At 71.2% G+C, this 26,385-nt stretch carries 23 protein-coding genes; 13 read left to right on the forward strand and 10 right to left on the reverse strand.

What is annotated here, in order from left to right:
• Positions 1-59 precede the first annotated feature (59 nt).
• The 4 genes from AC4BGB_RS06500 to AC4BGB_RS06515 all read left to right on the forward strand — a co-directional run bounded on the left by AC4BGB_RS06500 (position 60) and on the right by AC4BGB_RS06515 (position 4,792).
• Positions 60-761, forward strand: coding sequence for a succinate dehydrogenase cytochrome b subunit (locus tag AC4BGB_RS06500; protein WP_490545825.1), 702 nt, complete (start codon positions 60-62; stop codon positions 759-761).
• 12 nt (positions 762-773) lie between these two features.
• Entirely contained in the window at positions 774-2,834 is a 2,061-nt protein-coding gene (locus AC4BGB_RS06505) for a fumarate reductase/succinate dehydrogenase flavoprotein subunit (protein WP_490545827.1), read from the forward strand.
• Positions 2,831-3,574, forward strand: a complete 744-nt coding sequence (locus AC4BGB_RS06510; protein WP_490545829.1) for a succinate dehydrogenase/fumarate reductase iron-sulfur subunit — start codon at positions 2,831-2,833, stop codon at positions 3,572-3,574. Before AC4BGB_RS06505 ends, AC4BGB_RS06510 begins: the two co-directional genes overlap by 4 nt.
• Positions 3,575-3,643: 69 nt before the next feature.
• Positions 3,644-4,792, forward strand: a complete 1,149-nt coding sequence (locus AC4BGB_RS06515; protein WP_490545831.1) for a CAP domain-containing protein — start codon at positions 3,644-3,646, stop codon at positions 4,790-4,792.
• Between the two features lie 54 nt (positions 4,793-4,846).
• Here the strand turns inward: AC4BGB_RS06515 and AC4BGB_RS06520 are convergent, their stop codons facing one another.
• Together AC4BGB_RS06520 and trpS are read right to left on the reverse strand one after the other, a co-directional pair.
• Positions 4,847-5,359, reverse strand: coding sequence for a 2'-5' RNA ligase family protein (locus AC4BGB_RS06520; protein WP_490545833.1), 513 nt, complete (start codon positions 5,357-5,359; stop codon positions 4,847-4,849).
• A 9-nt stretch (positions 5,360-5,368) separates the two neighbouring features.
• The gene (trpS, locus tag AC4BGB_RS06525) at positions 5,369-6,406 is read right to left on the reverse strand and encodes a tryptophan--tRNA ligase (RefSeq protein ID WP_490545835.1); all 1,038 of its coding nucleotides are present in this window, start codon (positions 6,404-6,406) and stop codon (positions 5,369-5,371) included.
• Positions 6,407-6,424: 18 nt separating this feature from the next.
• Between trpS and AC4BGB_RS06530 the strand changes: the two genes are divergently transcribed.
• Entirely contained in the window at positions 6,425-7,570 is a 1,146-nt protein-coding gene (locus AC4BGB_RS06530) for a GNAT family N-acetyltransferase (RefSeq protein WP_490545837.1), read from the forward strand.
• Here the strand turns inward: AC4BGB_RS06530 and AC4BGB_RS06535 are convergent.
• Together AC4BGB_RS06535 and AC4BGB_RS06540 are read right to left on the reverse strand one after the other, a co-directional pair.
• The gene (locus tag AC4BGB_RS06535; protein WP_490545839.1) at positions 7,567-8,826 is read right to left on the reverse strand and encodes an MFS transporter; all 1,260 of its coding nucleotides are present in this window, start codon (positions 8,824-8,826) and stop codon (positions 7,567-7,569) included. The two genes, AC4BGB_RS06530 and AC4BGB_RS06535, sit on opposite strands and share 4 nt — an antisense overlap.
• 66 nt (positions 8,827-8,892) lie before the next feature.
• Complete coding sequence (locus tag AC4BGB_RS06540; protein ID WP_490545840.1) at positions 8,893-11,127, reverse strand: NADP-dependent isocitrate dehydrogenase; 2,235 nt, start codon at positions 11,125-11,127, stop codon at positions 8,893-8,895.
• A 165-nt stretch (positions 11,128-11,292) separates the two neighbouring features.
• Between AC4BGB_RS06540 and AC4BGB_RS06545 the strand changes: the two genes are divergently transcribed.
• The 6 genes from AC4BGB_RS06545 (at position 11,293) to AC4BGB_RS06570 (ending at position 17,323) form a co-directional block, all read left to right on the forward strand.
• Positions 11,293-11,811, forward strand: a complete 519-nt coding sequence (locus tag AC4BGB_RS06545) for a PadR family transcriptional regulator (RefSeq protein ID WP_490545842.1) — start codon at positions 11,293-11,295, stop codon at positions 11,809-11,811.
• Positions 11,812-11,819: 8 nt separating this feature from the next.
• Positions 11,820-12,506: an ABC transporter ATP-binding protein gene (locus AC4BGB_RS06550; RefSeq protein ID WP_490545844.1), complete on the forward strand. Its 687-nt coding sequence runs from the start codon at positions 11,820-11,822 to the stop codon at positions 12,504-12,506.
• The gene (locus AC4BGB_RS06555) at positions 12,503-14,374 is read left to right on the forward strand and encodes a hypothetical protein (protein ID WP_490545846.1); all 1,872 of its coding nucleotides are present in this window, start codon (positions 12,503-12,505) and stop codon (positions 14,372-14,374) included. Before AC4BGB_RS06550 ends, AC4BGB_RS06555 begins: the two co-directional genes overlap by 4 nt.
• A gap of 99 nt (positions 14,375-14,473) precedes the next feature.
• The gene (locus AC4BGB_RS06560; protein WP_490545848.1) at positions 14,474-15,466 is read left to right on the forward strand and encodes a malate dehydrogenase; all 993 of its coding nucleotides are present in this window, start codon (positions 14,474-14,476) and stop codon (positions 15,464-15,466) included.
• Between the two features lie 26 nt (positions 15,467-15,492).
• The gene (locus AC4BGB_RS06565; protein WP_490545850.1) at positions 15,493-16,467 is read left to right on the forward strand and encodes a nucleoside hydrolase; all 975 of its coding nucleotides are present in this window, start codon (positions 15,493-15,495) and stop codon (positions 16,465-16,467) included.
• A 22-nt stretch (positions 16,468-16,489) separates the two neighbouring features.
• The gene (locus AC4BGB_RS06570) at positions 16,490-17,323 is read left to right on the forward strand and encodes a ribokinase (protein ID WP_490545851.1); all 834 of its coding nucleotides are present in this window, start codon (positions 16,490-16,492) and stop codon (positions 17,321-17,323) included.
• Between the two features lie 44 nt (positions 17,324-17,367).
• Here the strand turns inward: AC4BGB_RS06570 and AC4BGB_RS06575 are convergent, their stop codons facing one another.
• The 5 genes from AC4BGB_RS06575 to AC4BGB_RS06595 all read right to left on the reverse strand — a co-directional run bounded on the left by AC4BGB_RS06575 (position 17,368) and on the right by AC4BGB_RS06595 (position 22,265).
• Complete coding sequence (locus tag AC4BGB_RS06575) at positions 17,368-17,667, reverse strand: DUF3017 domain-containing protein (RefSeq protein WP_490545852.1); 300 nt, start codon at positions 17,665-17,667, stop codon at positions 17,368-17,370.
• Positions 17,664-18,557, reverse strand: coding sequence for a bifunctional methylenetetrahydrofolate dehydrogenase/methenyltetrahydrofolate cyclohydrolase (locus AC4BGB_RS06580; RefSeq protein ID WP_490545853.1), 894 nt, complete (start codon positions 18,555-18,557; stop codon positions 17,664-17,666). The genes AC4BGB_RS06575 and AC4BGB_RS06580 overlap by 4 nt, the downstream gene beginning before the upstream one ends.
• A 195-nt stretch (positions 18,558-18,752) precedes the next feature.
• The gene (gene purH, locus AC4BGB_RS06585) at positions 18,753-20,351 is read right to left on the reverse strand and encodes a bifunctional phosphoribosylaminoimidazolecarboxamide formyltransferase/IMP cyclohydrolase (RefSeq protein ID WP_490545855.1); all 1,599 of its coding nucleotides are present in this window, start codon (positions 20,349-20,351) and stop codon (positions 18,753-18,755) included.
• On the reverse strand, positions 20,348-20,959 hold the full coding sequence (purN, locus tag AC4BGB_RS06590; protein WP_490545856.1) for a phosphoribosylglycinamide formyltransferase: 612 nt from the start codon (positions 20,957-20,959) through the stop codon (positions 20,348-20,350). The genes purH and purN overlap by 4 nt, the downstream gene beginning before the upstream one ends.
• 22 nt (positions 20,960-20,981) lie before the next feature.
• On the reverse strand, positions 20,982-22,265 hold the full coding sequence (locus AC4BGB_RS06595; RefSeq protein ID WP_490545858.1) for a cell division protein PerM: 1,284 nt from the start codon (positions 22,263-22,265) through the stop codon (positions 20,982-20,984).
• 65 nt (positions 22,266-22,330) lie between these two features.
• On the opposite strand from AC4BGB_RS06595, the gene AC4BGB_RS06600 reads away from it, so the two are divergent.
• Positions 22,331-24,142, forward strand: a complete 1,812-nt coding sequence (locus tag AC4BGB_RS06600) for a hypothetical protein (RefSeq protein ID WP_490545860.1) — start codon at positions 22,331-22,333, stop codon at positions 24,140-24,142.
• Positions 24,139-25,308 (forward strand): kynureninase, encoded by a 1,170-nt coding sequence (gene kynU, locus AC4BGB_RS06605; RefSeq protein WP_490545862.1) that lies wholly within the window; start codon positions 24,139-24,141, stop codon positions 25,306-25,308. The genes AC4BGB_RS06600 and kynU overlap by 4 nt, the downstream gene beginning before the upstream one ends.
• 165 nt (positions 25,309-25,473) lie before the next feature.
• Here the strand turns inward: kynU and sucD are convergent, their stop codons facing one another.
• Positions 25,474-26,385, reverse strand: a complete 912-nt coding sequence (sucD, locus tag AC4BGB_RS06610) for a succinate--CoA ligase subunit alpha (RefSeq protein ID WP_490545864.1) — start codon at positions 26,383-26,385, stop codon at positions 25,474-25,476.

Consider the following 26,385-nt stretch of genomic DNA (forward strand, 5'->3'; position numbering starts at 1 on the left):
GGGCGGGTCGGGTCACCCAGTCGCAGCATGCGCGGCTCCGGGGATATACGGTGAACTTCGTGGCAACTGCGACTCTCGTCAAGAACCCCAGGTCGACACGATCGACCATCGCGCTGAAGATCACCATGGCTGCCAGCGGGATCATCTTCCTGCTCTTCGTGCTCGCGCACATGTACGGCAACCTGATGGCGTTCGGTGGGCACGACACCTTCAACGACTACGCCCACCACCTGCGCGAGATCGGTGAGCCGATGCTCCCGCACTCGGGGTTCCTGTGGATCCTGCGCATCGTGCTGATCGTCTCGCTGCTGGTGCACGTCGCTGCCGCCGCCGCGCTGTGGCGCCGCGCCCGCGAGGCCCGGTCCGCGAAGTACGCCGTGAAGAAGAACCGGCACTCGACGCTCAGCTCGCGCACCATGCGCTGGGGCGGGCTCACCTTGCTGGTGTTCATCATCTGGCACCTGCTGAACTTCACGATCGTCAAGATCAACGTCACCGGCGGACCGACCAACGACCCCTACAACCTCTTGGTCGAGTCCTTCGAGACCTGGTGGCTGACCCTGATCTACCTCGTCGCGATGTTCCTCCTCGGCATGCACATCCACCACGGTGTCTGGAGCGCGATGCAGACCCTGGGACTCACCAACCACGCCACCTCCCGCGTCCGGGCCAAGCGGCTCGGCGTGGTGATCGCGGTGATCGTCGCCGGCGGCTTCTCGCTGGTGCCGATCTTCGTCCTGGCCGGCGTCATCACCAAGTAGAGGGACTCCCCCATGAGCGACAACCCCGAGAACGAACTCAGCGCGAACGCGACCGTCGAGGCGAGCGCAGGCTCCCGAGAAGGCAACCAGTCCAGCGACGACGCGGCCGGGTACTACGTCCCCGGTGAGCCGATCGCCGACACCAAGGCACCCAAGGGCCCGATCGAGGAGCGGTGGGACACCCGCCAGTTCGACGCCCGTATCGTCAACCCGGCCAACCGCCGCAAGGTCTCGGTCATCGTCGTGGGCACCGGCCTCGCCGGTGGCGCCGCGGCGGCGACGCTCGGCGAGGCGGGCTACCAGGTCAAGTCCTTCTGCTACCAGGACTCCCCCCGCCGGGCCCACTCGATCGCCGCCCAGGGCGGCATCAACGCCGCGAAGAACTACAAGGGCGACGGCGACTCGGTCTTCCGGCTCTTCTACGACACCATCAAGGGCGGTGACTACCGCTCGCGGGAGTCGAACGTCTACCGGCTCGCCCAGGTGAGCCGCAACATCATCGACCAGTGCGTCGCCCAGGGCGTCCCCTTCGCCCGCGAGTACGGCGGCCTGCTCGACAACCGCTCCTTCGGCGGCGTCCAGGTCTCCCGCACCTTCTACGCCCGCGGCCAGACCGGCCAGCAGCTGCTGCTCGGCGCCTACCAGGCCCTCGAGCGCCAGGTCGCCGCCGGCACCGTGACCACCTACACCCGCCACGAGATGCTCGAGCTGATCGTCGTCGACGGCCGCGCCCGCGGCATCATCGTGCGCGACCTGGTCACCGGCGACGTACAGACCCACCTCGCCGACGTGGTCGTGCTGGCCAACGGCGGCTACGGCAACGTCTTCTTCCTCTCCACCAACGCGATGGGCTCCAACGTCACCGCGAGCTGGCGGGCCCACCGCAAGGGCGCCTACATGGCCAACCCCTGCTACACCCAGATCCACCCGACCTGCATCCCGGTCTCCGGCACCCACCAGTCCAAGCTGACCCTGATGAGCGAGTCGCTGCGCAACGACGGCCGCATCTGGGTGCCCAAGGACGCCAAGGACGCCGACAAGGACCCCCGGGACATCCCCGAGGAGGACCGCGACTACTACCTGGAGCGGATCTACCCCTCCTTCGGCAACCTGGTCCCCCGCGACATCGCCTCGCGACAGGCCAAGAACATGTGCGACGAGGGCCGCGGCGTGGGCCCCGAGGTCGACGGCGTACGACGTGGTGTCTACCTCGACTTCGCCGAGGCCATCGGGCGTCTCGGCCGCAAGGCGATCGAGGACAAGTACGGCAACCTGTTCGACATGTACGCCCAGATCACCGGCGAGGACCCCTACGACTCCCCGATGCGGATCTACCCGGCGGTGCACTACGTGATGGGCGGCCTGTGGGTCGACTACGACCTGCAGTCCACGATCCCCGGCCTGTTCGTCACCGGTGAGGCCAACTTCTCCGACCACGGCGCCAACCGGCTCGGCGCCTCGGCGCTGATGCAGGGCCTGGCCGACGGGTACTTCGTGCTGCCGAACACGGTGCGCGACTACCTCGCCGACAGCCCGTTCGAGAAGATCCCCGAGGACCACCCGGCGGTCGTCGAGGCGCAGGAGGCCGTGCAGGCCCGCGTGAACCACTTCCTGAGCAACAACGGCACCCGCAGCGTCGACTCCTACCACCGCGAGCTCGGCAACATCATGTGGGAGTACTGCGGCATGGAGCGCAGCGAGGACGGCCTGAAGAAGGCCATCGACCTGATCCGCTCGCTGCGCGACGACTTCTGGCGCAACGTGAAGGTGCTCGGCACCGCGGAGGGGCTCAACCAGTCCCTCGAGCGTGCCGGCCGCGTGGCCGACTTCTTCGAGCTCGGTGAGCTGATGTGCATCGACGCCCTGAACCGGCGCGAGTCGTGCGGCGGTCACTTCCGGGCCGAGTCCCAGACCGAGGACGGCGAGGCGCTGCGCCACGACGACGAGTTCGCCTACGTGGCGGCCTGGGAGTGGGGCGGGGCGGCAGCCGACCACGAGATGGGCAAGCCGGTCCTGCACAAGGAGAACCTGACCTATGAGTTCGTCGAGATGAAGCAGCGGAGCTACAAGTGAAACTCACCCTCAAGATCTGGCGTCAGCCCAACGCTGCGGCGCAGGGCGCGATGCACACCTACGAGGTCGACGAGATCTCCGGCGACATGTCGTTCCTCGAGATGCTCGACGTGCTCAACGAGCAGCTCAACGCCGCGGGCGAGGAGCCGGTCGCGTTCGACTCCGACTGCCGCGAGGGCATCTGCGGAATGTGCGGGCTGATGATCAACGGCGAGGCCCACGGCCCCGTCGTCACCACCACCTGCCAGCTGCACATGCGCTCGTTCACCGACGGCGAGACGATCACCATCGAGCCCTGGCGTGCCGACCCCTTCCCGGTGATCCGCGACCTGTGCGTGGACCGCGGGGCCCTGGACCGGATGATCGCCGAGGGCGGCTACATCTCGGTGAACACCGGTGCCGCTCCCGACGCCCACGCCACGCCGGTGCCCAAGGAGAACGCCGACCGGGCGTTCGACATGGCCACCTGCATCGGCTGCGGCGCGTGCGTGGCCGCCTGCCCCAACGGCTCCGCCTCGCTGTTCCTCGGCGCGAAGATCACCCACCTCGGTGAGCTCCCCCAGGGCCAGGCCGAGCGGGACACCCGGGTGGTCAACATGATCGGCCAGCACGACCACGAGGGCTTCGGTGGCTGCACCAACATCGGCGAGTGCACCGCGGCCTGCCCCAAGGGAATTCCCCTCGACGTGATCTCGCAGCTGAACAAGGACCTGCGCACCGCCATTCGACACGGTCACTAATACCCAGGTTCTGCATTATTTGCCCATTTCGGTGCGAAACGGACATTTGGTTATATATGCTCCTTAGTTATGGAGCCCAAGACCCCCGTTCGGGCGCTCGTCACCACCGGCGCCGCGCTGATGATCATGTTCGGAGGGGGCGCTGCCCCCGTCCTTGGCACCGCCTCGGCCGATCTGTCCTCCGGGTCCACCAAGGCGCGGCAGGAGCCGACCCGGCAGGTCAGTGACCAGCCGGCCGTCCAGAAGCAGGCCGTCGAGAAGCAGGGCGTCGAGAAGCAGGGCGACCTGGTCCAGGGCACCGAGGTGCTCGGCCGCAAGAAGAAGAAAAAGAAGCGGTCCGTCCGGATGGCGAGCGTCCAGGTCACGGGGCGCTACTCCCGCGCGGTCAACATCCACAGTGCGGCCGCGGTCAACGCCGCCTACAAGGCACAGTTCGCCTCCGGGCTCAGCGTCCCCACCGACTACACCGGCGACGCGAGCCGGTGCATCCCCGGGACCAGCTCCGCTGCCTCCCGGGCCGCCACCCAGCGGGCACTGAACTTCGTCCGGTCCCTGGCCGGGCTGGCGCCCGTCGCCTTCTCCGCGGACCTGAACAACCGGTCCCAGCTCACCGCGATGATGATGGCCGCCAACGGCCGGCTCAGCCACTCCCCCTCGCGGAACTGGCGGTGCTACACCGGCGCCGGAGCCGCCAACGCCGGACGCGCGAACCTGGTGCTCTCCTACCCCCACCTCACCGCAGCCGGCCTGGTCCGGCTCTACACCACCGACCCCGGCGCCACCAACGGTGCCGTGGGGCACCGTCGCTGGCTGCTGAACCCGTTCGCTACCGCGATGGGCTCGGGCTCCACCAAGGAGGCCAACGCGATCACCGTGATCGGACCGCAGTCGCGGTACCGGCCGAACCCGACCTGGGTGGCCTGGCCGAGCCCCGGCTACTTCCCCAACACCCTGGAGCCCAACGGCCGCTGGTCGCTGTCCTCGGGCAACCGGGCGGCGAACTTCCGCAAGGCCCGGGTGCAGGTCTTCCGCAACGGCCGCCCGGTCCGCACGGTCAAGCTGCGCGTGGAGAACGGGTACGCCCAGCCGACCCTGGTCTGGCACATCCCCGCCAGCCAGGCCAAGTCGGGCAACTTCCGGGTGGTCGTCAAGGGCGTCAAGGTCGGCCGCAAGCGGTTCTCCACGTCGTACGCCGTGAACATGTTCGCCCCGCGCTAGCCCCCACCGGCACCACGACAGAGCAGCACCACGACCAGACCGGCCGGCCCCCGATCAGCCCCCGAGCGGGAACGCCCGGGTGGGGTGCCAGCCGGTCTCGTCGTCGTGGAAGTACATCCACATCTCGTCGACGTCGAAGCTGGCGTCGAACCCGTCGAGGTCGGTGAACGCCTGCTCGAGCCGCTCCGGGGCCAGGTCGTGGGCGACCGTCACGTGCGGGTGGTAGGGGAAGGCCGAGTCGAAGGCCAGCGGCCCCTGACGGACCTGCAGCGCGAGCTGCTCGAACTGGCTGATCCCCTCGACCACCCCGATGAACACCACCGGTGAGATCGGCTCGAAGGTGCCGGTGCCGCGCAGGTGCACCCGGAACGGCAGGCTCGCTGCCGCCACCAGCCCGAGGTGCGTGACCACGTCGTCGAGGTCGTCCGCGGCCACCTCGTGCGGGGGCAGCAACGTGATGTGGGTCGGGATGTGCCGGGCCGCGTCGTCACCGGCGTCGATCCGGTACTGCTGCAGCTCGAGGCCCCACGGTTCGGGCACGGCGACGGAGACTCCGATGGTGGGCACCCGCAGACCCTACCGACGCGGCCAGGGAGCGAAACCGACGCGCTCGTGCACGTCGGCCAGCGTGCGCGAGGCCACCGCTCCCGCGGTCTCCGCGCCGTTGTCGAGCACCCGCTGGAGCTCGGCCCGGTCGTCGAGCAGCTCCAGGGTCCGGTTCCGGAACGGGGTCACGAACTCCACGACCACCTCGGCCAGGTCGCCCTTGAGCGCGCCGTAGCCCTGGCCGTCGTAGGAGGCGACGAGGTCGTCCACGGTGCGGCCGGTCAGCGCCGAGTAGATCGTGAGCAGGTTGGAGACACCGGCCTTCTCCTCGGGGTCGAAACGGATCTCGGACCCAGAGTCGGTCACCGCCGAGCGGATCTTCTTCGCCGAGGACCTGGGCTCGTCGAGCAGGTCGATGATCCCGGCCGCGCTGGAGGCGGACTTCGACATCTTCGCCTCGGGGTGCTGCAGGTCGGTGATCTTCGCGGTGTCCTTAAGGATGTAGGGCTCGGGGACGCGGAAGGTCTTCTTGTAGCGGTGGTTGAACCGCTGCGCGAGGTCGCGGGTCAGCTCGAGGTGCTGGCGCTGGTCCTCCCCCACCGGGACGAACGTCGGCCGGTAGAGCAGGATGTCGGCCGCCTGCAGGATCGGGTAGGTGAACAGGCCCACGGATGCGGTGCCCTCGCCGCCCTTGGCGGACTTGTCCTTGAACTGCGTCATCCGGCGGGCCTCGCCGAAGCCGGTCAGGCACTGCAGCACCCAGCTCAGCTGCGCGTGCTCGGGGACCTGCGACTGCACGAAGATGGCCGAGCGGGCCGGGTCGATGCCCATCGCGATCAGCTGGGCGGCGGCGACGAAGCAGCGCTCACGCAGCTTCTTGGGGTCGTGCTCGAGGGTGATCGCGTGCATGTCGGCGATGAAGAAGAACGCCTCGTGCCCGTCCTGGAGGTCGACCCACTGCCGCAGCGCACCGAGGTAGTTCCCGAAGTGGAACGAGTCGCTGGTGGGCTGGATTCCGGACAGGACGCGTGGGAGCGCCGGCACGTCAGGCGGGGTCTGCTGGGACATGTCTGACATTGTTCCAGCATGGCCGCGGCACACCGCATGGTCCCCACGCTCACCGATGCAGTGGTGACGCTGCGTGCACCGACCGAGGACGACGTCCTCGGGGTCTACGAGCAGTGCCAGGACCCGCAGATGCAGCAGTGGACCTCGATCCCGGTCCCCTACTCACGCGACGATGCCAAGGCGTTCCTGCGCCACGTCATCCCGGGTGGCTGGGAGACCGACCAGGAGTGGGCGTTCGTGGTCGAGGCGGCCGACGACTCGGGCAACGCGCGCTTCTGCGGCACGGTCTCGTTGCGCAACAAGGGCCTCGGACGCGCCGAGATCGCCTACGGCTCCCACCCCTGGGTGCGGGGCCGGGGGGTGATGGAGCGGGCGCTGCGGCTGCTGCTCGAGTGGGGCTTCGCCGAACGCGACCTGCGGACCGTGCTCTGGTTGGCGAACCGGGGCAACTGGGCCTCGCGGCGCCTGGCCTGGCGGGTGGGGTTCAGCTTCGACGGGATGCTGCGGTCCTGGCTGGACGACCGTGACGAGCTCGTCGACACCTGGGCCGGCACCCTGCGCCGCGACGAGCCGATGACCCCCCGCTCGGTCTGGCTGCGCCCTCCCCGGATCACGGGCGGCTCCGTCGTCCTGCGCGCGCCGCAGGACAGCGACCTGGCCCGGACCGTGGAGGCCCTCAACGACCCCGGGCTGCAGCGCTACAGCCAGCGCATGCGCGACCACGCCCCGCATGACGAATCCACTGCCCGGGAGCGCGAGCTGGTCCACGGCGAGGAGGCTGCTGCAGGGTCGCTGCTCGACTGGACGGTCGCGGACCCCGAGTCCGACGCCTTCCTGGGCTCGGTGCTGGTCTACGGGATCGGTCCCGGTGGCGAGGCGGAGATCGGCTACTGGACCCACCCCGACGCCCGGGGGCGTGGCGTGGCAACCGAGGCCTGCCGACTCGCCGTACGCCACGCCTTCGTGGACCAGGAGGACGGCGGGCTCGGCCTGCGCCGGCTGGTGGCCTACGCGTCCGTGGACAACCACGCCTCGCTGCGCGTCCTGGAGCGGAGCGGATTCACCCGGGTCGGCACGGAACGGCGCAGCACCTCGCTGCCGGACGGGAGCCACGTGGACACCGCGGTCTTCGACCAGCTCGCCGGGGAGCTGCGGCCCCTCTAGGCCGTACGGCGGTGCAGGCCGGCCGAGGCGAGCAGGACCGCCAGGCCGGCGACCGAGAGCGCGGCCCCGACCCAGCTGGTCGAGGTGTAGCCGAACCCGGCCGCCACCACGACTCCGCCGAGCCAGGCACCGAGAGCGTTGGCGACGTTGAGCGAGGCGTGGTTCATCGCGGCGCCGATGGTCTGGGCGTCGCCGGCGACCTGCATCAGCCGCATCTGCAGGTTGGTGACCAGCACCGACCCGAAGACCGTGAGCGCGAACGCCGTGAGCAGGCCCGGGATGAACCACTGGGCGGTGACGGTGAACGCCACCAGGGTGCCGGTCATCGCCACGGAGGCGACGAGCAGCGACCGAAAGATCGACCAGTCCGCGAGCCGGCCGCCGAGCGGCGTACCGACGACCATGCCGAGCCCGAGCGCCAGCAGGTAGAGGGGCACGCGGCCCTCGCCGAGGCCGGCCACGTCGGTGACGGTGGGCGCGATGTAGGTGTAGACGGCGAACATGCCACCGAACCCGACGGCGCCGGCCAGCAGGGTGAGCAGCACCTGGGGGTTCTTGAACGCGCGCATCTCGGTGCGCCCGGACGCCTCCCGGTTGGCGGCGACGTGGGGCACCAGCCACAGCACCAGCACCGCGGTCACGACGGCCATGCCCGCCACCATCCAGTACGCCGAGCGCCAGCCCGCCGCCTGGCCCAGCCAGGTCGCCGCGGGAACGCCGGCGAGGTTGGCGAACGCGAGCCCGAGCATCACGCGGCTCACCGCGCGGCCCCGGCGCTCGGGGCTGACCAGGTCCGCGGCGACGAGCGAGGCCACCCCGAAGTAGGCGCCGTGCGGCAGTCCGGCGAAGAACCGGGCCAGCGTGAGCGAGGTGTAGCCGGTGGCGAGAGCGCTCATCGCGTTGCCGACCAGGAAGACCACCATCAGGCCGAGCAACAGCTCGCGGCGCGGCAGCCTGGCCCCGAAGACCGCGATCACGGGGGCACCCACCACCACCCCGATGGCGTACGCCGAGATCACGTGCCCGGCCGTCGGGATCGAGACCCCGACTCCTGCGGCGAGCTGGGGCAGCAGCCCCATCGAGACGAACTCGGCAGTGCCGATGGCGAACCCGCCCATCGCGAGCGCGAGCAGCGCCAGGCCCACCTGGACCGGCGACCCCTGCCGCGCCGCGGCGTGCCGTCGTGCCCGCCGGGAGATGGCGGCGTCCGAGGACAGGTCGGGGCCTTGGCCGAGGGTCTCCGTGGTCGGGGTCACCCCTGCCTCAACGCACACACGCCACCCGGATTCCCGGGTGGCGTGTGTGCGTATGTGGAATGGGTCTCAGTTCAGCGAGGCGAGCAGGTCGTTGAACGTCTTGGAGGGACGCATCACCTGCGAGGCCTTCTCCTCGTCGGGGCGGTAGTAGCCGCCGACGTCGGCCGGCGAGCCCTGGACGGCGATCAGCTCCTCGGCGATCTTCTCCTGCGCCTCGGAGAGCTGCTCCGCGAGCGGGGCGAACGCCTCGGCGAGGGTGGGGTCGTCGGTCTGCTTCGCGATCTCCTGGGCCCAGTAGAGCGCGAGGTAGAAGTGGCTGCCCCGGTTGTCGATCGTGCCCAGCTTGCGGCCCGGCGACCTGTTCTCGTCCAGGAAGGTCCCGGTCGCCCGGTCCAGCGTCTGCCCGAGCACCTTCGCGTGCGCGTTGTCGGTGACCTCGCCGTACTTCACGAAGCTCTCCGCCAGCGCGAGGAACTCACCAAGGCTGTCCCAGCGCAGGTAGTTCTCCTTGAGCAGCTGCTGCACGTGCTTGGGCGCCGAGCCGCCGGCGCCGGTCTCGAACAGGCCGCCGCCGTTGATCAGCGGCACCACCGAGAGCATCTTCGCGCTGGTGCCGAGCTCGAGGATCGGGAACAGGTCGGTGAGGTAGTCGCGCAGCACGTTGCCGGTGACCGAGATGGTGTCCTCGCCCTTGCGGATCCGGTCGATCGAGACCTTGATGGCCTCCTCGGGCTTCTTGATCGAGATGTCGAGGCCCTCGGCGTCACCGACGAGGTCGGCCTGCGGGAGGTACTCGTTGACCTTCGCGATCAGGTTGGCGTCGTGCGCCCGGGTCTCGTCGAGCCAGAAGATCGTCGGGGCGCCGGTGGCGCGGGCGCGGGTGACGGCCAGCTTGACCCAGTCGCGGATCGGGACGTCCTTGGTCTGGCAGGCACGCCAGATGTCGCCGGGCGAGACCTGGTGCTCCATCAGCACGTTGTCGTCCTGGTCGACCACGCGGACGGTGCCGGCCTTGGCGATCTCGAAGGTCTTGTCGTGGCTGCCGTACTCCTCGGCGGCGCGGGCCATCAGGCCGACGTTGGCCACCGAGCCCATCGTGGCGGGGTCGTAGGCGCCGTTCGCGCGGCAGTCGTCGATCACGACCTGGTAGATGCCGGCGTAGCTGCTGTCGGGGATGACGGCCAGGGTGTCGGCCTCCTCGCCCTTCGGGTCCCACATGTGGCCGGAGGTGCGGATCATCGCGGGCATGCTCGCGTCCACGATCACGTCGCTGGGCACGTGCAGGTTGGTGATGCCCTTGCGGTCGTCGACCATCGCCAGCTCGGGGCCCTCGGCGAGGCCCTTCTTGATGGAGTCGAGGATCGCCTGGCCCTTCTCGCCGCCGAGCTTCTCGGCGCCGGAGATGATGCTCGCGAGGCCGTTGCTGGGGTCCAGGCCGGCCTCGAGGAGCACGTCGCCGTGCTCGGCGAACAGCTCGGGCAGGAACGCCTGTACGGCGTGGCCGAAGATGATCGGGTCGGAGACCTTCATCATCGTGGCCTTGAGGTGGATCGAGAACAGCACCTCGTCGGCCTTGGCCTTCGCGATCTGCTCCTTGAGGAACGACTGGAGCGCTGCGGTGTTCATGAACGTGGCGTCGACGACCTCACCGGCCTCGACCGGGATCGACTCCTTGAGCACCTCGGTGCCGTCATCGGTCACGAGCTCGACGCGGAGGGTCCCTTCCTTGTCGATCACCACGGACTTCTCGTTGGAGCGGAAGTCGTCGGAGGTCATGTGCGCGACGTTCGTCTTGGAGTCCGAGCTCCACTCGCCCATCGAGTGCGGGTGCTTGCGGGCGTAGTTCTTCACCGACTCCGGCGCGCGCCGGTCGGAGTTGCCCTCGCGGAGCACCGGGTTCACGGCGCTGCCCTTGACCTTGTCGTAGCGGGCGCGGGCGTCCTTGTCCTCGTCGGACTGCGGGTTGTCGGGGTAGTCGGGGAGCGCGAAGCCCTGCTCCTGGAGCTCGGCGATGGCCGCCTTGAGCTGCGGGATGGAGGCGCTGATGTTGGGCAGCTTGACGATGTTCGCCTCGGGCGTCTTCGCGAGGTCGCCGAGCTCGGCGAGGTCGTCGGAGACCTTCTGGTCCTCGGGAAGCAGGTCGGCGAAGCTCGCCAGGATCCGGGCCGCGAGGGAGATGTCGCGGGTCTGGACCGAGACATCGGCCTTCTCGGCGTACGCCTCGATGATCGGGAGGAACGAGTACGTCGCCAGGAGAGGCGCCTCGTCGGTGTGGGTGTAGATGATGCTCGACTCGGTCACGTGTGACTCCTGATGCGTCTGCTCGGGGATTTATCTTCACGTCAAGATACCGCACGGCCTCGGCGGTCACTGCGTCAGCCAGCCTCTCAGCGCTCGCGCGCAGGCACAACCGCACTTCCGATTTAACTATTCACAATGTGAATACACCGTGTGTATAGTCCGCTCATGAGCACCGCCCCCGCCCTTCTCGCCCTCCTCGAGCCCCGCCCCGCCCACGGGTACACGCTCAAGCAGCTCTACGACCAGCACCTCGCGCCGGCAAAGCCGCTGGCCTTCGGGCAGGTGTACGCGAGCCTGGCCCGGTTCGAACGGCACGGCTGGGCCGACGTCGCGGGTACGGAGTCGGGCGAGGGCCCCGAGCGCAAGCTCTACCGGATCACCGAGGAAGGGGTCGGGATCGTGGACGAGTTCGTCTACAACGCGCAGCCACCACAGGACACGGCGTCCCGCACGCTGCTGAACCGCCTCACGCTCGCGCTGCTCTCCGGGCGCGACGTGAGCCGGGTCATCGACGCGCAGCGTGCGGCCCACGTCGCCCGGATGCGCGAGCTGACCGAGGCACGGCGTACGGCGGACCCCGAGTCGCTGCTCGCGATCACCTACGAGCTCGCCCACCTCGACGCCGACGTGCGCTGGATCGACGAGGCCGCCCAGCGGATGGCAACGCAGGGAAGCGATCGATGAGCCCCCAGATGGACGACCCACACCTGCTCTCCGCCCGCGACCTCGTCGTCCGCTACGGCGAGACCACCGCCCTGGACGGGGCGAGCCTGGCACTGGCGGCGGGCGAGCGGGTCGCACTGATGGGGCCGTCGGGCTCCGGCAAGTCGACCCTGCTGCACTGCCTGGCCGGGGTGGTGCGCCCCGACGAGGGCGCGGTCCACTTCGAGGGCAGCAGGCTCGACACCGTCTCGGAATCCGCACGCTCGGCCAAGCGGCTGCGACGGATGGGGGTGGTCTTCCAGTTCGGGGGCCTCGTCCCTGAGCTCACCCTGGTCGAGAACGTGATGCTGCCCCTCCAGCTGACCGGGACCAGGCGGGCCGACGCGCGCGCCGCCTCCGCCGAGCTGCTCGACCAGCTCGGGATCGGTGACCTCGCGGACCATCGCGCGGGAGCGGTCTCCGGTGGCCAGGCCCAGCGGGCCGCGGTGGCGCGGTCCTTGGTGCACCGGCCAGCCGTCGTGCTCGCCGACGAGCCCACGGGTGCCCTGGACTCCCTCACCTCGGAGACGGTGCTGGACGCGATGGTCTCGCTGACCAGTGCGATCGGGGCGGCCCTGCTCGTGGTCACCCACGACCACGTGGTCGCCTCGCACCTCGACCGGCTGGTGCTGGTGCGCGACGGGCGCGTCCAGGAGCCCGCCGGCGTCGCGCCATGAGGTCGGCGCTCGGCCTGGGCCTGCGGCTGGCCTGGCACGGCAACCGGGCCTCCCGGCTGCGCTCGGTGCTGGTGGCGTTCGCGGCGCTGGTCGGAGCGACGGTGCTGCTCAGCGCGGCCGGGCTCACCGCCGCGGACGTGGCCGCCAACCCGTACCGCTACTCCGACCGCGGGATGATCTGGCTGGCCGCGGCCCTGGTGATGGGGGTCGGGGTGCCGGTGCTGGTGCTGGCCGCCACCGTCGGGCGGCTGTCCGCCGGGTTGCGCGGCCGACGCCTGGCCAACCTCCGCCTGCTCGGTCTCTCCCCCGCGCAGACTCGCGCGGTCGCCACGGCCGAGACCGGGGTCGCGGCCCTCGCAGGATCCTTGGCCGCCTTGGTCGTCTCCGTCGCGCTGAGACCACTGCTGACGCTGGTGCCGGTGTGGGGTGCGTCCTACCCAGCAGGGGCGATCGCTCCCCCGGCGGCCGTCACCGCCACGATCGTGCTCGGCGTCCCCCTCGTGGTGGTGGCGGTCGCCGCGCTGCCCGAGCGGCTGGGACGCGCACAGCTGTTGGCCGGCGTACGCCGGGCCGAAGCGCGGCGACCTTCATTGTGGCGGCTGCTGCCACTGACAGCCGGGATCGCCTGGTGCGCCGGGTTCTCGTGGCTGCTCCGGTTGACGGGCATCGAGAGCGACGCCTGGCTGTCGGTGAACCTGATCGGCTCGATCACGACGCTGGGCCTCGGGGTGCTGCTCGTGGTGCCGGTCGCCGTCCGCCTGGTCGGCGACGTCCTGCATCTGTTCGGTCGGTCCCCGGCGGTGTTGCTGGCGGCGCGCCGCATCCAGGCACAGCCGGCGACGATGACCCGGGTCGTCTCCGGGTTGTTGATCGGACTGTTCGTCGTGACCGGGGCGAGATGTGTGGTGGTGGCCTTCGAGTCCACCCCGCAGTACCTGGCGGCCGAGAAGAACATCCAGTTCCAGCAGGTCGCCAGCCTCCCGGTCGACGGAGCCGACCGCGCAGCGGTGCGGCAGCGGATCGAAGACCTGCCGGGCGTGCGCGCGGCCATCGCGACGTACGTCGCCGAAGCCGGCGACTGCCAGACCGGTCCCACCTGCTTCCAAGGGCAGGTGCTGTCGTGCGGCGACCTCGCCCGGCTCGCACCGTCCGCGCAGGGCTGCCGCGACGACGAGCCGATGTGGCTGGGCAGGCCCCTCGAGGCACCGGACGAGCTGGCCTGGAACGCAGCGGACCGTGGCACCCTGCGGCTGCCGGCGCCCACGCGCCAGGTCGCCGGGCTCACCGACGCCGACTACGGCAGCCTCAGTGGCGAGATCCTGCTGCCTCCGGGCCTTCCCGGGGTGGAGCGGCTCACCGACGAGACCGTCACGATGATCGTGCTCGCCGATCCCGGGCGCGACCTCATCGAGGTCCTGCTGAGGTCCGGCCTCGCCGAGGACGGAGTGAGTGGCTTCGGCGTGGAGGACTACGACTACGTCGCGACGCTGCGGGCCCTGGTGTGGTCGATGGGGGCGCTGGTGATCTCCCTGGGTCTGCTGTCCTTCGGCATCGCGGCGATCGACCGTGCGGTGGAACGACGGCGCGAGCTCACCGCGCTGCAGCTCGTGGGCGTCCCGGCCCGGGTGCTGCGCCGGGCGCAGTGGATCGAGGTCGCCGCTCCCCTGGTGATCGGCTCACTGCTCGCGATCGGAGCCGGGCTCGCGGCGGGGGCGACGTACCTGACCCTCGACGAGTCCCGCGCGCTTCCGTGGAACGCGGTGCTGCTGCTGGCGGCCATGGGGTGCGCCGGGGGCGTGCTGCTCGCCGGCATCACCGTGATCGCCTCCGCGCCGCGCATCCGCCCCGAGCTGATCCGGGCGGAGTAAGCGTCCGGGTAGCGGTCCGCAGAACCGGGCCGCGCTTACCAGGGAGCTGGGGCGCTGCTAGTTTCGAGGCGTCCGTCACGTCGCAACTCAGGAGATCTCGTGAGCACCCAGCCCCCTCTGAAGGTCGCCGTCACCGGCGCCGCCGGCCAGATCGGCTACAGCCTGCTGTTCCGCCTCGCGAGCGGAGGCCTGTTCGGGCCCAACCAGCCGATCGAGCTGCGGCTCCTCGAGATCGAGCCCGCGCTCAAGACGCTCGAGGGCGTCGTGATGGAGCTCGACGACTGCGCGTTCCCGACGCTCGCCGGCGTCCAGATCGGCGCTGACGCCACCAAGGTCTTCGACGGCGTCAACCTCGCCCTGCTCGTCGGCGCCCGCCCCCGCGGCCCCGGCATGGAGCGCGGCGACCTCCTCGAGGCCAACGGCGCGATCTTCACCGCCCAGGGCAAGGCGCTCAACGACGTGGCGGCCGACGACGTACGCATCGGCGTGACCGGCAACCCCGCGAACACCAACGCGCTGATCGCGATGACCAACGCGCCCGACATCCCCCAGGAGCGGTTCTCCGCGCTCACCCGCCTCGACCACAACCGGGCGATCTCCCAGCTCGCGGCGAAGACCGGCGCCTCGGTGACCGACATCAAGAAGATGACGATCTGGGGCAACCACTCCGCCACCCAGTACCCCGACATCTTCCACGCCGAGATCGCCGGCAAGAACGCCGCCGAGACCGTCGACGACCAGGGCTGGCTGGAGAACGACTTCATCCCGACCGTGGCCAAGCGCGGTGCCGCGATCATCGAGGCCCGCGGGTCCTCCTCGGCCGCCTCCGCGGCCTCGGCGACGATCGACGCCGCCCACGACTGGCTCGCCGGCTCCGCCGAGGGCGACTGGGTCTCCATGGCCGTGCGCTCCGACGGCTCCTACGGCGTCCCGGAGGGCCTGATCTCCTCCTTCCCCGTCACCACCAAGAACGGTGACTGGGAGATCGTCCAGGGCCTGGAGATCAACGACTTCTCGCGCGGCCGCATCGACGCCTCCACCAAGGAGCTCGCCGAGGAGCGCGACGCCGTCAAGGAGCTCGGGCTGATCTGACCCGGCTCGGCAACAGGCACCCAGCGATGCCGCCCACGCCGATCGTCCTCGACGTCGACACCGGGGTGGACGACGCCTGCGCGCTCCTGCTCGCAGCGCTGCACCCGGAGCTCGACCTCAAGGCCGTCACCTGCGTGGGCGGCAACGCTCCCCTGCCCGATGTGGTCCGCAACACCCTGACCGTGCTGGACACGTGCGGCCGCGCCGACGTGCCGGTCGGCGCGGGGGCGGCCCGGCCCCTGCTCGAGGAGCCGTCCGATGCTCGCCACGTGCACGGCGACGACGGGATGGGCGACCTCGACTGGCCGGTGTCGGTGCGTACGCCGGACCCGCGGCACGCCGTGGAGCTGCTCCGCGACGTGCTCCTGCAGGCGGCCGAGGACGGCGCACCCGTGACGCTGGTGCCGCTCGCACCGATGACCAACATCGCGCTGCTCCTGCGCACCTACCCCGAGGTGGCGCCCGGGATCGAGCGGATCCTGTTCATGGGCGGTGCCGCCAACGTCGGAAACGCCACCGCCTCCGCGGAGTTCAATGTCTTCCACGACCCGGAGGCGGCCGCAATCACCCTGGACGCGTGCGCCGACGTGGACATCGAGCTGGTGATGTACGGCCTCGACGTGTTCTACGGTCCCCGCGTCCACCTCGAGGACGCCGAGGCGCTCGTCGCCGCCCACGACACCGGGCCGGCGGGACTGGGCGGCCGGCTGATCTCCTTCCAGTGCGGCCGCTTCGGGACGAGGTCCGCCACCATCGGCGACGCCGGCGCGGTGTGCGCCGTGATCGACCCCGGCGGCCTGGAGACCCAGCGGCTGCCCGTACGCGTCGAGCTGGCCGGCACCTGGTCGCGGGGACGCACGATCGTGGACCGCCGCGACTGGGACGGCGACCTCGCGCACGACCCGCACGGCCAGGCGCCCACGACGATCGAGGTCGCCCTCGAGGTCGACGGCGAGCGCTACGCGCGGCTGTGGCTGGACACGGTCCGCGCGTCCCGATGACGGACCTGCGCGGGGACGCCTGATGGGACGGGTGCTGGTGCTCGGCTCGCTCAACGTCGACCTCGTCACCCACGTGGAGCGACACCCCGCGCCCGGCGAGACCGTGCTCGGCCGGGGACTCGACCGGCTGGCCGGGGGCAAGGGCGCCAACCAGGCCGTGGCCGCCGCTGCCGCGGGCGCCGAGGTGGTGATGGTCGGCGCCGTGGGCGACGACGAGGCGGGCCGCTCCTACCTCGCCCGGTTGCGGGACCGTGGCGTGGACGTCACCGGGGTCGGCGTACTCCCGGACTCGCCGACGGGCACCGCCCTGATCGTGGTCGACGAGGCGGGCGAGAACACGATCGTGGTGGCCCCTGGCGCCAACGCCCACGTCGGGTCGGATGCCCTGGCCCTGATCGACACGATCGCCCCCGGTGACGTGCTGCTCACCCAGCTCGAGGTGCCGGTCGACACCGTCGCCGCCGCGTGCTCGCTGGCCCGGGAGCGGGGGGCTCGGGTGGTGCTCAACATCGCGCCGTACGCCGACCTCCCGGCCGGCCTGGTCGCGCTCTGCGACCCGGTGATCGCCAACGAGCACGAGGCCGCCCTGCTGGCAGCGACCGGAGCGACCCCCGGCTCGCTGCTCGTCACCCTGGGCGCCCAGGGCGCCGACTGGGACGGGCGACGGCTGCCGGCCGTCGAGGTCCCCGACGCCGAGGTGCTCGACACCACCGGTGCCGGGGACGCGTTCTGCGGAGCGCTGGCCGCCGCCCTCGCGCGCGGCGAGGACCGCGAGCAGGCGCTCGCCTCGGCACTACAGGCAGGCGCGAGAGCCGTCCGCCACCACGGCGCCCAACCCGACCCCGCCCTGGACTGAGGGGTCAGGCCGGCTGGTTCGGGATCACGCTGGCTGGTTCGGGATCACGCTGGCTGGTTCGGGATCACGCTGGCCAGCACGATCAGCGTCGTACCCACCCCACCGAGCATGATCACGTCGACCCACCGGTTGCGGCGCACGCGCAGCATCCCGGCGTCACGGTCGGAGAGCACCGCCCGCATCACCGCCCCGAGCAGCAGGGCCGCACCGATCAGCAGCACGCCGCGCCGCCACGGGCCCAGCGCCACCACCAGCACGCCCAACGCGCTGACCGCGACCACGATCAGGTAGACGAGGCCACCCGGCGTGGACGGGATCTGGCGCGGTTCCTGCGAGGGGGTCACGAGCCGACGCGCTGCCCGTCACTGGTCTGGCCGTCATCGAGCTTCAGGCCGGCCTCGGCACGCTCGACCACGTTGGAGAGCAGCATCGCGCGGGTCATCGGGCCGACGCCGCCGGGGTTCGGGGACACCCAGTCCGCGACGTCCCACACCGAGGCGTCCACGTCGCCGGCGAGCTTGCCGTCGACCCGGGAGACACCGACGTCGAGCACGGCCGCACCGGGCTTGACCATGTCGCCGGTGATGATGCCGGGCACCCCGGCAGCGGCGACCACGATGTCGGCCTGGCGCACGTGCGCGGCCAGGTCACGGGTGCCGGTGTGGCACAGGGTCACAGTGGCGTTCTCCGAACGCCGGGTGAGCAGCAGCCCGAGGGGCCGCCCCACGGTGACGCCACGTCCCACGACCACGACCTCGGCGCCGCCCAGCTCCACCCCGTGACGACGCAGCAACGTCACGATGCCGAACGGCGTGCACGGCAGCGGCGCCGGCTTGCCCAGCACCAGCCAGCCGAGGTTGGTCGGGTGCAGCCCGTCGGCGTCCTTGGCCGGGTCGATCTCACCCAGGACGGCGTTCTCGTCGATCCCCTTCGGCAACGGCAGCTGCACGATGTAGCCGGTGCAGGCAGGGTTCTCGTTGAGGCGTCGTACGGCGGCCAGGATCTCGTCCTGGGTCGCGGTGGCGGGCAGGTCCTCGCGGATGGACTCGATGCCGACCTCGGCGCAGTCCTTGTGCTTGCCGTTGACATACCAGGTCGAGCCCGGGTCCTCCCCCACCAGCACGGTGCCCAGCCCGGGGGTGACACCGCGCTCGCGCAGCTTGGCCACGCGCTCGGTCAGCTCTGCCTTGATCGCCTTGGCGGTAGCGGTCCCGTCGAGCCTCTGTGCAGTCATGTGGTCATCCTGTCATCGGGAGGTTGTGCGCGTCGTGCGTGTTCGTTGTCGCCTCTGCTTGTCCGTCGCCGTGCCGGCTGTGGCGCCCACTGCCTTGCGCCTCACCGGTGTCTCGACACGCTCCCTACGGCTTCGCAAGCTCAGCCGTGGTCGCTTGCTCGACCACCCTCATCAGGTCCGCTGGCGCGTCCCTGATCAGTGCGCGAAATGGCGCGTGGCGGTGAAGTACATCGTCACGCCGGCCTTCTTGGCTGCCTCGATGGTGAGCTCGTCGCGCACCGAGCCGCCCGGCTGCACGATCGCGGAGACACCGGCGTCGATGAGGATCTGCGGGCCGTCCTCGAACGGGAAGAACGCGTCCGAGGCGGCCACGGAGCCGGCGGCCCGTTCGCCGGCGCGGGTGACCGCGAGCCGGCAGGAGTCCACCCGGTTGACCTGGCCCATGCCGATGCCGACCGAGGCGCCACCGGAGGCCAGCAGGATCGCGTTGGACTTCACGTAGCGGCACGCCTTCCACGCGAACGCGAGGTCGGCGAGCACCTCCGGGGAGGCGGCCTCGCCGGTGGCCAGCGTCCAGTTCGCCGGGTCGTCGCCCTCGGCGTCGACGTGGTCGACACGCTGGAGGAGCACCCCGCCGCTGATCGCGCGGAACTCCACCGGGTCCGGGTTCTGGTCCACCGGGCAGCGCAGGATCCGGATGTTCTTCTTGCCCTGGAGCACCTCCACGGCGCCGTCCTCGTAGTCGGGGGCCACGATCACCTCGGTGAACACCTCGGCCACCTGGCGCGCCATCTCCACCGAGACCGGACGGTTCACCGCGATCACGCCGCCGAACGCGGAGACCGGGTCGCACTCGTGGGCGCGGCGGTGCGCCTCGGCGACGTCGGCACCGACCGCGATCCCGCACGGGTTGGCGTGCTTGATGATCGCGACCGCCGGGGCCTCGAAGTCACCGGCGGCCCGGCGGGCCGCGTCGGTGTCGACGTAGTTGTTGTAGGACATCTCCTTGCCGTGCAGCTGCTCGGCCGAGGCGAGGCCGCCGCGCCAGTGCCGGTAGAGCGCGGCCGGCTGGTGCGGGTTCTCCCCGTAGCGCAGCACGGCCGCCTTCTCCCAGGTCGCGCCGGTGAACTCCGGGAACCCGGTGCCGTCGCTGGTGTCGGTGAGCACACTGCCCATCCAGCTCGCCACGGCCACGTCGTAGGCGGCCGTGTGGGCGAACGCCTCGGCGGCCAGCCGCTTGCGCTGCTCGAGGGTGAAACCGCCCTCGGCGAGAGCGGCGAGCACGTCGGCGTACCGCTGCGGCGAGGTGACGATGGCGACCGAGGGGTGGTTCTTGGCGGCGGCGCGCACCATCGACGGGCCCCCGATGTCGATCTGCTCGACGCACTCGTCCGGGCCCGCGCCCGAGGCCACCGTGTCGGTGAACGGGTAGAGGTTGGAGACCACCAGGTCGAACGGCTCCACGCCGAGCTCGGTGAGCTGGGCGACGTGGTCCGGCAGCCGCCGGTCCGCGAGGATCCCGGCGTGCACCCGCGGGTGCAGCGTCTTGACCCGCCCGTCGAGGCACTCGGGGAACCCGGTCAGGTCCTCCACCTTGGTGACCGGCAGCCCGAGGTCGGCGATCAGCTTCGCCGAGCCCCCGGTGGAGACCAGCTCCACGCCGGCGTCGTGCAGCCCGCGGACGAGCTCCTCGAGCCCGGACTTGTCGTAGACCGAGACCAGGGCACGCCTGATCCCGACCCGGTCGGGGGTGTTCTGGGGGCTGTGAGTGTCGGGCTTTGTGGGGTGGCTCATGAGCCGATCCGCACCTTCCTGTCGGTGATGGTGATGCCTTCACGGGCGATGCGCCCCACGCTGTCGACGAGCATGGTGCGCTCGGCGACCTTGATCCGGTCGTGCAGGGACTCGACGTCGTCGCCGTCCTCCACGGGCACGGTCGTCTGGGCGATGATCGGCCCGGTGTCCACGCCCTCGTCGACGACGAACAAGGTGGCGCCGGTGACCTTGACTCCGTAGGCGAGCGCGTCGGCCGGCCCCGTCGTACCGGGGAAGGAGGGGCACAGCGCCGGGTGCGTGTTGACCACCCGCCCGGCGAACCGGCGCAGGAACTGCGGCCCGACCAGCTTCATGAACCCCGCCAGGACCACCAGGTCCGGCTCGTAGGCGGCCACGGTCTCGCTCAGGGCGGTGTCCCACTGCTCTCGGGACCCGAAGTCACCCACCTTCGCCACGAAGGTGGGTACGCCGGCACGGTCGGCGCGCTCCAGGCCCTCGATGCCGCCGCGGTCGGCGCCGACGGCGACCACGCTGGCGCCGTACGCCGGGTCCTGCGTCGCGTCCAGCAGCGCCTGGAGGTTGGTGCCGGCGCCGGAGACGAGAACGACTAGGCGGGTGGCAGGCACCGGCACAGGCTACCGAGGCCGGTCACGAGTCCGCTCCCCGGCGCTGCCACCAGGCCGTCGCCGACCCGGCGAGGAGCCCACCGAGGCCCATCGCCATCAACGCGGCGACCAGTACCTCCGCCGCCGGGGCCCCGATGTCGGCCATCCGGCCGGTGCCCATCGGCCCTCCGGCCAGGGTGATCGCCACGGTCGTCAGCAGGGCTGCCCCGGTGCCGACGCCGAAGCCGCGCAGGGCGGCGGAGTCGTACGCCGCGACGCCGTAGGCGCGCTGGGCACGGAAGGCGCCGACCACCGCGGCCAGCACCGGCACCGCCAGCACCGCCATCATCCAGGGCGGCGTCGGACCGCTCTCGGGCAGCGCGGCCAGGAGCGGGAAGGCCGGCACCGGCCCCAGCGCCACCACCGACGGCGAGACCACGGTGCCGGTGCCCACGGCGAACCCGGGCCCGAGCAGGTAGGCCGCACCGAGCAGGACGGCGTTCGGCGCGACCGCGAGCATCACCACGGCGTACATCACGTAGTCGCCCGGGCTCAGCTGCAGGCCGGACATCACCGTGGCGGCCTCGCTGAGGCCCAGCGCGAGCGCGACCAGGACCAGCAGCGCCGCGGCCGCGCACAGCACCAGGAAGGAGGTGAGGGCCCCGTGGAGGGCCGACCGGACCCAGCCCGGGACCAGGTCCACCCAGACCCGCAGCCGGCCGGTGCCGGCAGCCATCCCCAGGGTGCCCACGAGACCGGAGAGCAGCAGCGAGCCGACGATCGTGCGGCCCAGACCCGGGCTGGCGGCCTCGCTGGCCACCAGCACGCAGGTGATCACCGCGACCACGACGTAGAGGCCGGTGAAGATCGTCGCCGCGACGGCCAGCGTGCGGTCGTCCTCGACCGGCTGCGAGGTCGCGGCCGCCCACCGGCCGCAACGCAGGACGACCATCGCGATCAGCGCCGTGACGGCCAGCGGCACGATCCCCAGGGGGGTGCCGCCCACCGTGAGCTGGGAGCCGTGCCCGACCAGCCACACGTCGGCGCCGACGCGCAGCGCGTCGGTGGTCTCCCCGTGGGCGCCCGCGTCGGCCAGGAACCAGCCGATCACCGCGAGGCCCATGCAGGTCGCCATCGTCGTCGCCGCGGCGCCCAGTGCGGCCAGTCCGGCCGACACCGTCAGCGGCCGGCCCTCGGGCGCTCCGCTGCCCTCGGCGGGGCGACCGGTGAGCGCCCGGTACAGGCGCCCCGCAGGTCCCCCGAGGGAACGCCCCCCGGTACGTCGGGAGGAGCTCGCGGCCGATGGTCGGTTCAGCAGGTCAGTCATCGCACTCCATCCTGACCCAGGACTCCAGGGAGCCGCGTGAGGCACGCGGGTAACCTCGGCCTGTCATGCCTACGCCCACCCCGCCCGGATCGCCGGCCCGCGACTTCGAGGAGTTCTACCTCGAGAGCCGTCGCCGACTGGTCCTCGAGGCCTACGCGCTGACCGGTGACATCTCCGCGGCGAGCAACGCCGTGCGCGACGCCTTCGTGGCCGCGAGCCAGCACTGGGAGAAGGTGAGCGCCTTCGCCGACCCCGAGGAGTGGGTGCGTCCCCGCGCCTGGGCGATGGCCCAGCGGCGGCACGTGGGCCGCCTGTGGCGTCGCGACCGGGGCCTGACCCCCGAGCAGACGAGCGTGCTCGACGCCCTGCACGGGCTCACGGTCCAGCAGCGCAAGGTGCTGCTGCTGACCCACCTCGCACAGCTCCCCGCCGACCGGATCGGTCGCGAGCTCGGCGAGTCGCCCGACGCGGTGCGGGACCTGATCGAAAGCGCCACCGAGGCCCTGGACCGGGACGTGCCCGCAGCCCTGGAGTCCCTGGTCCCGGTCGCCGAGGCCAGGACGCTCCCGCCGCCACCGGCCATCGAGAGCGGGGGACGGCAACGCCGCCGGCTCCAGCTCGTCACCGCGGTCGTCATCCTGCTGGCGCTGACGCTGGCCACCGGCACCTTCGTCACCGGAGGCAGCCAGGAGAGGGCCTCCGCGAGCGCCGGACAGGCGCCCGTGGACCCGGTCACCGAGGACATGCTGATCACCCCCGCGCAGGTGCAGGCCCTGGCGCCGCCGCAGCGCTGGCAGCTCGTGGAGACCTCGGACAACACCTCCGGGTCCGGCATCAACACGGTCTGCCAGGAGACCCGGTTCGCCGACCCCAAGGGCCGCGGGACGTTCGTGCGCACCTTCGCCACCCAGAGCTCCCCGGCGAAACCGTCGAACGGCAAGTACCTCCAGACCGTGGAGATCTCCCGGTCCCCCGCGGCGGCGGCCGCCGCCTACCGGACCACCCTGGGCTGGTTCGCGGGGTGTGGCCGGGTCCGGATGCAGCTGCTGAACACCTACCAGGTGCGCGGCCTCGGCGAGGAGGCGCAGATGCTGAAGTTGCGCAGCCCGGGCCCCACCGGCCGGACCTACGTCGTCGGCCTGGCCCGCACCGGGTCGCTGACCGTCTCCACGGTGCTGGAGAGCCTCGGTGGCCAGCAGGTGCGCCTGAAGCCGGCGATGGGCGTGCTCACCACGGCGCTGCGCAACCTGTGCTCGGCCGACCCGTCCGGGCCGTGCCCGGTCACGGTGACCGCGGCACCGGTGCTGCCCCCGCCCTCCGGGGAGACCCCCGGCACGCTCGCCGCGGGCGACCTCCCCGTGGTGGGCAGCATCGACCGCCCCTGGGTGGGGACCCGGCCGGTACCGGCCCGGCCCAACCTCGCCGCCACCACCTGCGACCGGACCAACTTCGTCAGGAACGGGTCACCCACCGCGATGACCCGCACGTTCCTGATCCCGAAGGCAGGCCTGCCCCGGCGGTTCGGGATCACCGAGACCTACGGCGGCTTCCCGACCCCCCAGCGCGCGGCCGCCCTGGTCCGGAAGGTCAGCGAGGCCATGCGCACGTGTGAGGACCGCGACCTCGGCGCCGAGGTGAGCAGCGAGGTCGCCCTCACCAAGGGCTACCGCGGGTCGGAGTACGCGCTGTGGCGCCTCGACAGCGAGATCGACAAGGGCAGCACGGTGGGCTTCTGGATGGGGGTGGCCCGGGTCGGCAGCTATGTTGCCCAGGTGACCTTCACCCCCACCGGCAAGAACGACGTCGACGAGCTCGCGTTCCAGACGCTGATGACCCGGGCACGCGACCGGCTCTTCGAGCTCCCGGCCAGCCGGTGAGCGCCTTCTCGCTGCCCCCCGGGCTGGTCTACCTCGACGGGAACTCGCTCGGCGCCCTTCCCGTCGGCGTGGCCGAGCGGGTCGAGGACGTCGTACGCCGCGAATGGGGACAGGGCCTGATCCGCTCCTGGAACGACGCGCACTGGATGGAGCTGCGGCGCCGGGTCGCCGGCCGGATCGCCCCGCTGATCGGGGTCGGGCCCGACGACGTGCACCTCGGCGAGAGCACCAGCGTGAGCCTGTTCAAGACCACGGTCGCCGCCGCGCGCCTGCGTCCCGACCGCCGCGTGCTGGTCGTGGAGCCCTCGACCTTCCCCACCGACGGCTACATCACCGCCGGGGTGGCCGACCTGATGGGCCTCGAGCTGCGCTGGTGCGACCCGGCGGACCCGCTCGCCTCGGTGGACGAGGACGTCGCACTGCTCAGCCTGACCCACGTCGACTTCCGCACCGGCGCGATGTTCGACATGGCCGAGATCACCGCGCAGGCCCAGGCCCGTGGCGCCCTGGTCCAGTGGGACCTGTGCCACTCCGCGGGCGCCGTGCCGGTCGACCTCACCGGCGCCGGCGCCGACCTCGCCGTGGGGTGCACCTACAAGTACCTCAACGGCGGACCCGGGGCCCCCGCGTTCCTGTGGGTGGCCCCAGAGCACCAGGCCGCCGCCCGGCAGCCGATCACCGGTTGGATGGGGCACGCCAGCCCGTTCGCGATGGCGCGCGACTACGAGCCGGCCGCGGGCATCGGCAGCTTCGCCTCCGGCACCCCGCCGGTGCTGGCGCTCTCCGCGCTGGACGCCGCGCTGGAGGCCTTCGACGGCGTCGACCTCGGCGACCTGCGGGCCCGGTCGCTGGAGCTGACCGACCTGTTCATCGCGCTCGTCGAGGAGCGCCTGCCCGGGGTCTTCGAGATCGCCACCCCGCGCGAGCACGAGCGCCGTGGCAGCCAGGTCTCGCTGCGCCACCCGCACGCCTACGGCGTGGTGCAGGCGCTGATCGCCCGCGATGTGATCGGCGACTTCCGCGACCCCGACATCGCCCGGTTCGGGTTCGCCCCGCTCTACAACACCCTCGAGGACGTGCGGACCGCCGTGGAGCGCCTCGAGCTGGTGGTGCAGCGAGAGGAGTACGCCGACCCGGAGTACTCCTCTCGCAACGCCGTGACCTGAGCAGCCGGATTCCGGATAGTCCGAGACGTTCCCGTCGTCAAAACCCCCGATCGGGGACGGAATCGTCTCGGACTATCCGGCGGTAGGGCTGAGCCGGGCGCAAAAGACAGCGGGAGGAGTACGCCGGTCCGGCGTACTCCTCCCGCTGTGCTGTGTCTGGCTGGCCTAGAGACCCTTCAGGATCTCCCGCATCAGGTCCGCGGTCTCCGACGGCGTCTTGCCGACCTTGACCCCGGCGGCCTCGAGGGCCTCCTTCTTGCCCTGCGCGGTGCCCGCGCCGTCGGAGACGATGGCGCCGGCGTGGCCCATCGTCTTGCCCTCGGGTGCGGTGAAACCGGCGACGTAGCCCACGACCGGCTTGGTCACGTGCTCCTTGATGTACGCCGCGGCCTTCTCCTCCGCGTCGCCACCGATCTCGCCGATCATCACGATCGCCTTGGTGTCGGGGTCGTTCTCGAACGCCTCGAGGGCGTCGATGTGGGTGGTCCCGATGATCGGGTCACCGCCGATGCCGATCGCGGTCGAGAAGCCGTAGTCCTTGAGCTCGAACATCATCTGGTAGGTCAGCGTGCCCGACTTGGAGACCAGGCCGACCGGGCCGGAGCCGGAGATCGTGGCCGGCGTGATGCCGGCGAGCGCCTCGCCCGGGGTGATGATGCCGGGGCAGTTCGGCCCGATGATCCGCGTGGTCGAGCCCTCGGCGGCCTTCTTCTGCGCGTAGGCCCAGAACTCCGCGGAGTCCTGCACCGGCACGCCCTCGGTGATGATCACCAGCAGGCCGATGCCGGCGTCGATCGCCTCGATCACGGCGTCCTTGGTGAACGCCGGGGGCACGAAGGCCACCGACACGTCGGCGCCGGTCTCCTTCATCGCCTCGGCGACCGAGCCGAACACGGGCAGCTCGATGTCGTTGCCGTCAGGGTCCTGGTGGGTCACCGTGGTGCCGGCCTTGCGGGCGTTGACCCCGCCGACCACGTTGGTGCCCGCCTTGACCATCAGGCGGGTGTGCTTGGTGCCCTCGCCGCCGGTGATGCCCTGGACGATGACCTTGGAATCTTTGTTCAGGAAGATCGACAT

This window comes from Nocardioides sp. Z30_9, from assembly GCF_058215735.1.

Coding starts and splice junctions, on each gene's coding strand:
- AC4BGB_RS06595 (WP_490545858.1), bottom strand. CDS start 22,265: ATGACTGACCTGCTGAACCGACCATCGGCCGCGAGCTCCTCCCGACGT.
- AC4BGB_RS06505 (WP_490545827.1), top strand. CDS start 774: ATGAGCGACAACCCCGAGAACGAACTCAGCGCGAACGCGACCGTCGAG.
- purH (WP_490545855.1), bottom strand. CDS start 20,351: ATGAGCCACCCCACAAAGCCCGACACTCACAGCCCCCAGAACACCCCC.
- trpS (WP_490545835.1), bottom strand. CDS start 6,406: ATGTCCCAGCAGACCCCGCCTGACGTGCCGGCGCTCCCACGCGTCCTG.
- sucD (WP_490545864.1), bottom strand. CDS start 26,385: ATGTCGATCTTCCTGAACAAAGATTCCAAGGTCATCGTCCAGGGCATC.
- AC4BGB_RS06580 (WP_490545853.1), bottom strand. CDS start 18,557: ATGACTGCACAGAGGCTCGACGGGACCGCTACCGCCAAGGCGATCAAG.
- AC4BGB_RS06565 (WP_490545850.1), top strand. CDS start 15,493: ATGCCGCCCACGCCGATCGTCCTCGACGTCGACACCGGGGTGGACGAC.
- AC4BGB_RS06555 (WP_490545846.1), top strand. CDS start 12,503: ATGAGGTCGGCGCTCGGCCTGGGCCTGCGGCTGGCCTGGCACGGCAAC.
- AC4BGB_RS06600 (WP_490545860.1), top strand. CDS start 22,331: ATGCCTACGCCCACCCCGCCCGGATCGCCGGCCCGCGACTTCGAGGAG.
- AC4BGB_RS06530 (WP_490545837.1), top strand. CDS start 6,425: ATGGCCGCGGCACACCGCATGGTCCCCACGCTCACCGATGCAGTGGTG.
- AC4BGB_RS06515 (WP_490545831.1), top strand. CDS start 3,644: ATGGAGCCCAAGACCCCCGTTCGGGCGCTCGTCACCACCGGCGCCGCG.
- AC4BGB_RS06550 (WP_490545844.1), top strand. CDS start 11,820: ATGGACGACCCACACCTGCTCTCCGCCCGCGACCTCGTCGTCCGCTAC.
- AC4BGB_RS06545 (WP_490545842.1), top strand. CDS start 11,293: ATGAGCACCGCCCCCGCCCTTCTCGCCCTCCTCGAGCCCCGCCCCGCC.
- AC4BGB_RS06570 (WP_490545851.1), top strand. CDS start 16,490: ATGGGACGGGTGCTGGTGCTCGGCTCGCTCAACGTCGACCTCGTCACC.